The organism is Psychrobacter sp. NPDC078929 (assembly GCF_050267985.1).
Taxonomy (GTDB): domain Bacteria; phylum Pseudomonadota; class Gammaproteobacteria; order Pseudomonadales; family Moraxellaceae; genus Psychrobacter.
On record NZ_JBNNFX010000042.1, the window covers coordinates 1 to 5,820 of the forward strand.

Annotated in this window: 6 protein-coding genes; all 6 read right to left on the reverse strand. The window is 42.5% G+C overall.

The window, feature by feature from the left end:
* Nucleotides 1-55: 55 nt before the first annotated feature.
* Nucleotides 56-700 (reverse strand): hypothetical protein, encoded by a 645-nt coding sequence (locus ACQKCG_RS13615; protein WP_261871183.1) that lies wholly within the window; start codon nucleotides 698-700, stop codon nucleotides 56-58.
* A 161-nt stretch (nucleotides 701-861) separates the two neighbouring features.
* Nucleotides 862-1,110 (reverse strand): hypothetical protein, encoded by a 249-nt coding sequence (locus ACQKCG_RS13620; protein WP_261871182.1) that lies wholly within the window; start codon nucleotides 1,108-1,110, stop codon nucleotides 862-864.
* Between the two features lie 241 nt (nucleotides 1,111-1,351).
* Nucleotides 1,352-1,717: a YHYH protein gene (locus tag ACQKCG_RS13625; protein WP_370587887.1), complete on the reverse strand. Its 366-nt coding sequence runs from the start codon at nucleotides 1,715-1,717 to the stop codon at nucleotides 1,352-1,354.
* On the reverse strand, nucleotides 1,609-2,244 hold the full coding sequence (locus ACQKCG_RS13630) for a hypothetical protein (RefSeq protein ID WP_261871181.1): 636 nt from the start codon (nucleotides 2,242-2,244) through the stop codon (nucleotides 1,609-1,611). The genes ACQKCG_RS13625 and ACQKCG_RS13630 overlap by 109 nt, the downstream gene beginning before the upstream one ends.
* Before the next feature lie 786 nt (nucleotides 2,245-3,030).
* Nucleotides 3,031-3,495, reverse strand: a complete 465-nt coding sequence (locus ACQKCG_RS13635; protein ID WP_427550838.1) for an outer membrane protein assembly factor BamE — start codon at nucleotides 3,493-3,495, stop codon at nucleotides 3,031-3,033.
* Nucleotides 3,496-3,576: 81 nt separating this feature from the next.
* A partial coding sequence (locus ACQKCG_RS13640) for a YadA-like family protein (protein ID WP_427585485.1) occupies nucleotides 3,577-5,820 on the reverse strand: 2,244 nt, incomplete at its 5' end.

Genomic DNA, 5,820 nt, shown 5'->3' on the forward strand with positions numbered 1-5,820 from the left:
GACGTCTGCTTTGAATCGCTTTATGATTATGTTTGATGATCGTATAAGCAGGCATTTAATCTAAATGGCAGTTACACAGAATTCGGGATGGTCTCTCATTGTCGAGTACGACATTGGTTGACCAAATGAATTCAGAATCTGCTTTTCCATTATCAAAAATATCTATGAAATTGGTATAAGCTGATTTGTTGTCTACCCCAATGGTTTGGTTACTATAGGTAGTAGCGTTCGGCCAACTAGAGTCATCAAAGTCTGCTTGTTGCCAGTTGGCAGGCAATTCCCAATGCAGGCCATAATCTGCCGAACCGTCTTGTACATTAGCTGTGGTAACACAATTACTAGATAGGCGCTCGCTACCTGACTCACTAACACAGGACAAGTCTCTAATCGGCGCGGTATAAAAGGTTTGTGCTTTCCAGGTTTCATCGGTCTTAGCAATGATGTTGTTATCTTTATCTTTGATCACAGCGACTAGACCACCGTCTCCTGCATGAAACTCTGAGCCGTTATTACTCTCTGAACCAATACCTAAGTTTTCTTCCCAATCTACCAGATGCATAGCAACAGTAAACGGTGCTTTTGCCTTAAAACGCACTATGTTTGAATTGAACTGAGTAAATGGTACATTATCACGTCCAACTGCTATACCATTTACATACATCTCAAAATAATTATCTGCAAAGACGTAAGCGGTATACACCTCACCATTTGCGTCTATTTCAATGATGTCTGAGCTAAAGCTTCACTGGCGGTGCGATAGTCGTTGCCCGTACAAGGATTGTTTAAGTCGGACGCCACTTGGAAATCTGTATTGAGCAAATTGGTCGCTGCTGGTACTGTCCACGATTTACCGTCAGTTGACTAGATACTACCGATGTTGGTTTGACAACCGCGGTCACATTCATAGGTATTTGTCACATCAGTCTGGGCAAGACCTTGAGTTAAGCTAGCGGTACCAGTATAGCTGCTGGCATCTGCACTACTTATTGATGCTGTCGTTTGCTCATTGGCATCGGTAGCTACTGAGTCTATTTGAGTTTGGCTACACGCCGCTAGAAATACAGCAGATATCGTCGTGGTTAGCAAAGCAGGTATTAAAATAGGTTTCATTAGGATTCCTTAGCATTATATAAGATGGTCTAAAACTCAGCTTATTTGTCTCTATAACTGATCATTACCATTAGATGCACATTATTTTTTCTGTGTATCATCAGAGCGTTTATAAGTCTGTACGGTCGTACCTTCTGGATCAATAAACTCAAAAGTATAAGTATCTTTAGTCGCTTCAGTAGCGCCCCAACTGTAATTCAGCTTATGCTCTTGACCGTCATGGGTATACGTTAGACTATATTTAGTCGGGCTTATAATCTGTGATCTCGGCTCCGCGCAAAGGCGTTAGCGCTGGGCGAACGCCATAAGTATGTGCTTGCGGTGAAATTTCATTTTCCGGCGCTTTCGTATCTGGGTTTATAGTGACCTTACCGCGCAAACCTGCAATTAAATACGGAAACTCTGAAGTAGCATGGTATCCATAGCTACCGTCTTCATTGTGTTTTCCTAAATATTCATCCAGCTCATCATCCGTTTCACCATAGACAGGAAAACCATCTAGCGCATAAGCAATGGGCTTATCTTCACCAACTTGTGACTGTAGATGGGTTGGTGCAAGATGATAGTGGTAATCATCAGCGCGTCCAGATTGTCTAACTCTCCGAATGCTTCGGTGTCCTCACCCCGATTGTTTAATGGGTTGAATATAGGAATGCCATTAGCTGCAATAGCGATGGCCCCTTTCATAAAATTGTCTTTGCCCATTAAAGGCTCATCGGCAAGCTCAGGCTGTAAGGGAATGACCCAACTATTCTCATTGGTATAATCCTGGTCGATAGGTACCTGCTGTTGCCAACTGGTGATACCTGTCATCATTTCATGGCTTGGGATACCGTTTGATTCGACATACAGATATTTATCATCATGATGGGTACTGACGTTTTTGAATATGGGCGTTTTTTCCAAAATATAGGTTTGATCATTGGCTAAAAATTCTGACAAGTTAAAAGAGAGTAGCTGATGATGACTGTCGGTCAGATAAACTATGTCGTCTTCTAATTTGATAAAGTCAGCAGCGACACTAGGCTGGCCGGTGATCTGCCACTCTTTGGCAGGCAGGGTATGTGCACTAGGGTCATGGGCGTAGTCAGAAGTCAGTGATGAAACTTGTATGGCAGTGATAATAGCCAGCAAGCTGAAAGCTCGAACCGTTTTTATAAGGGTTATAACACGCTCTCATTTGGATTGATATTTGAAAGTTAGTCATATTCAGGCTGTATACGTATGCACCTGTCTAAATGTCATAACTGTTTATCGTTACTCACTCAAAAATTATAGTGACAAAATAATAGGTCTACTATATTAAAAAGATAATATCAATTTTTACTTTAGAGAAATTTTAAGCCATATTGAGTTTTTTTACTAAACAAATTATGCGTATTACCTTTAAATAACGATAGGATAACTCGTCACATTAACTACGACCCGCTTCCTACTAAAATATCTATATATTACTGAGGGTTTATATTTGGTACAACATAGCTTTTGCCAGAAATCTATCATGAGTTTTGCTTATTAAATAGAATAAAAAATAGCGCCTTTGATTAGAAAGTCATATTATTTATAAATAAGAACAGTATTCTGTGGATGGCGTTTAATCGGATAGGCTACTAAGCTTCATAAATGTCCAAAACAATCAAATAGCCAGTATCTCAACTGCTGATTCAGTCTCAGACTCATATTTCTCATGGCTTTGATTTTAAGTATAACTGATTAGTGGATAAGACTAAGACACACCGTATACAAATAAACTTTAAAGGTTATGGATCTAGTTTTTTAAATGAATTAGCTAAATGTTATTAGAGCAACCCAAAAACCATAAAAAAGCCTTTCAAGCTATATTTATAGCTTGAAAGGCAGGATTAACAATGACAATAACGAACCTTATCCTGGTCGATGTTCTGACGTTAGATTTTCTAGTTAACGCGCAAGCTCCGAATACTTCTCGCAGGATGCAGGTAGCCAATAGAATTCAGTTGCAAAGAATTCGTCGTCACGCATTCTCCCTTCATAACTGTCATCAAAAATAATTTTATACTGGCAAACCTCTACTTCATTATCGGTATTATAAAATTTGAGAATATAATCCCATTCACGAGCATTGAAGCCTTCACTAAAATGAGGGGTCCCGATGAGTTTATAAATCTCATCTTTAGTAGTTCCTACACTAATCTTGGCGACATCATCATGATTGACGATAGTACCGCCTTTTTGCCAAGCTTTGTTTGGATCAGGGAATACCAAGCTATCGGCATCTACAGAGCCATGCTGCGCCCCAGGTGTTAAGTGCCAAGTTGGTAAAATGTTCTTTTGGCTACAACCCGTCATCGTGAAGAGTAACGCCGTTGTTGCTAGTAAGCAATAATGATATACAGATTTTTTCATTATACATCCCTAAATATGTTTTATAAGTGAGTTGACAGCGTCTATTCATGAATAGACGCTGTCACTACATCGCGTGGTAGATTAGAAATGGAAGCCTGCACCCACTGCGCCACCAGCATTGCCTTGGGTATCTGCGGTACCATTTACTTTAATGACCCAGCGGCCATTATCAGACACTTTAGACACACCAATTGCCACGGCACTTTGACCATTATAAGTAGCGATACCGCCACCAACCATTGACTTACCAGGGATATAAGCTTGTGGCAGTGAAGACATTGCCATTGCTGCTGAAATACCAGCGTTGGCATCGTCTTCTACTTCATTAATCTTGTAACCGAGCTCGTTAACGCTGTTACTGAGCTTCCCATCAAGCGCATTGAGCTGACCAAAGTTGACAGCATCATTGACTTCGATACCATCAGCGACACCGGTGATCGTTTTATCACCGGCATTGATGCCGTCAGTGGTCATGCTTGGACCATCTTTGATGGTGATGCCATTGGTGTTGACTGTCGTGTTACCTGTAGTCACACTATCAGCCGTGACACTATCCACACTGATATTACCGTTTAGGTCAAACTTGATACTGTTGCCAGTAGCAGAGGTGGTGATATTATTACTGCCCTCAAACTTAAGCGCACTACTGTCACCAATAGGCTTATTAATATTGTCACCAGTATCTGCTCCAAAGCTAAGACCCGAATCGAGTCTATCAATATTGGCTTGGATATTATCGGCATTGACTTTGATGTCTTCGTTGGCCTGTGCGTTACCTTGGTTGATAGAAGCAATAGCGTCGTTAATGTTTCCTTTACCTGTACCACCGATGTTATTAGCGGTGAGATTGCCATTCGCATCATAGGTAGCTTCACCACCGATAATACCAGCAACATCACTACCAAGATTATGTAGCTGACCGCCGTTGACCGCGTCTTTACTTCCTAACTCAACTTTACCATCAGCAACGCCAGTTAACACTCGATTACCATCTGTCCCAGAAAAGTCAACGCTATTTCCGCCTGTCTGACTACCTACAGTAATCTCTTCAGTAGTAGGATCTTGGCGGACAATACCTGCCGTACCATTAGTTATATTAGTAATGTTATCGGCATTAGCAGAAACACGATCATCTAGGCCGCCAAGTGCATCGCCTACATTATCGTATATATCTACTCCATCATTTAGCTCATACTTTGGAGCGCTGATGGTTCCATTATCATTCACTTTAGAACCACCACCGAAGTTGTTGGCAACGGAGTTTGCAGTACCGAACAACTGACCGCCATTGATTGCCTCTTTGCTACCAGTAGCCACTAGACCATCAGCAACTCCTATAATAACTTTGCCGCCAGCATCAATACCACTTTGAGTAACGCTTGGACCGCCTACAATAGTCAGACCAGTATTATCTATAATAGTAACACCAGCCTTAACACTACCATCAGTACCTAAGTCGACTTTTTCGGCAAGCTCTACAATCAAACCATCACTACCATCGTTACGAATGCCGATATTACCTGTCGTTAGTGCTGCTCCTGTTGCTGCACCGCCTGTGATATTGAGAGTCTCACCAAGTTTGCGATTGATAGCAATGCCGCGATCGCCTTTGAAGCTTAAACCAGCATTTGTGACGCCAGTCACTGCATCCTTTAGATCGCCAATGTTCGCCGCGTTAGTGTCACTACCCACTCCACTAGCAACGCCTGTGATGACTTTACCACCAGCATCAATACCACTTTGGGTAACGCTTGGACCGCCTACAATAGTGAGACCGTCATTGTTCAGTAGGCTGTTGCCTGTCTTAACACTTGTGACGTCTAAGTCTGGGTTTAGGTTGAACTCAAGATCTGTGCCCGTTTGTGCAATAACGATATTGTCATCGGTATTGCTAAAGTCGACTTTGGCGCCCGGTGCTACATTTTCGCCAGTAGTACCGTTGGCACTCACATCCCAACCGGTATTCGCCACATCACTGACTGACTTCAACTGATCTTCAGTCGCGGCTTGACCTGACACAATGGGTCGGTTAACAGGGTCCCATGTTGTGTTGGTTAATCCGTTGACGGTTCCTGCCGTGCCATTCACTGTGACTGGATTAATACCACCAGCAACAATCTGCGTGGCGCCAACGGTGCTGGTGTAAGTACCGTTAGTGACGGTGGTACCCGTCGCGGTCACATTGGTGATGTTGCCTACACCATCATTGACAGTGAGACCGTCATTGTTCAGTAGGCTGTTGCCTGTCTTAACGCTGTCAACGTCTAAGTCTGGGTTTAAGGTAATGCCAATCTTACCGTCATCATCCACGCCCGTTTGCGCCAC